Annotated in this window: 2 protein-coding genes; one reads left to right on the top strand and one right to left on the bottom strand. The window is 34.0% G+C overall.

The features are described 5' to 3' along the window. The first annotated feature begins 97 nt into the window (after positions 1 to 97). Entirely contained in the window at positions 98 to 340 is a 243-nt protein-coding gene (locus tag Z054_RS29660; protein ID WP_316929958.1) for a type II toxin-antitoxin system Phd/YefM family antitoxin, read from the top strand. Between the two features lie 116 nt (positions 341 to 456). Here the strand turns inward: Z054_RS29660 and Z054_RS32040 are convergent. Next, on the bottom strand, positions 457 to 698 hold a 242-nt coding region (locus Z054_RS32040; RefSeq protein ID WP_024773149.1), incomplete at its 5' end, for a hypothetical protein.

The raw sequence follows: 698 nt of genomic DNA, 5'->3' as shown, positions 1-698 counted from the left end.
TTCAAACTGGAATTAAAAACACAGATAGAGGAACAATCGATAAAATTTGACTTCACAAATAAGGACATGCACCATATTTAAGTGTAGATATAAAGGAGTGCATAAAGTGGAAACGATAAGCTATACAGATTTTAGAAAAAAATTGGCGCATACCTTGAACAAAGTAAATGAAGACCACATTCCGATTATGGTCACACGCCAAAACGGAGAATCAGTCATTGTCATGTCTGTTAAAGATTTCACATCATATGAAGAGACAGCCTATTTAATGGCCAGCCCTAAAAATGCAGAGCGTCTTAATCAAGCAATCACACAAATTGAAAACAACGATATGATGTAGCGTAAGGTAACTGAAACCTCTATTATCTTAGCTCAATGCAAATACCATTATTAACGAGTATAAAAAATCCCCTCATCAATGATGATGAGAGGATTGATCTTTAAAGAAAAAGAAGCTTATTCAGCCTCTTCTTTTGATTGTGGTACAAACTGATCGATTTCTATGTAGTGTGTTTTACCAAACTTTGAAGGTTCTTTGCGTTCCACGACTTTAATATTGAGGTATGTTTTGCCATCATATTCATAAGTGAATTTCTTAACATTTTCATCATTTAAGCTGTCGAGGCAAATTGCACCTTCTACTAGTGAGTTTCCAAATTTTTCTGATGCTTTAAGGTTTTTTCCGATAATGATTTTCT

This window comes from Aquimarina macrocephali JAMB N27 (genome assembly GCF_000520995.1).
Classification (GTDB): domain Bacteria; phylum Bacteroidota; class Bacteroidia; order Flavobacteriales; family Flavobacteriaceae; genus Aquimarina; species Aquimarina macrocephali.
This window is presented reverse-complemented; position numbering and strand designations above follow the sequence as displayed.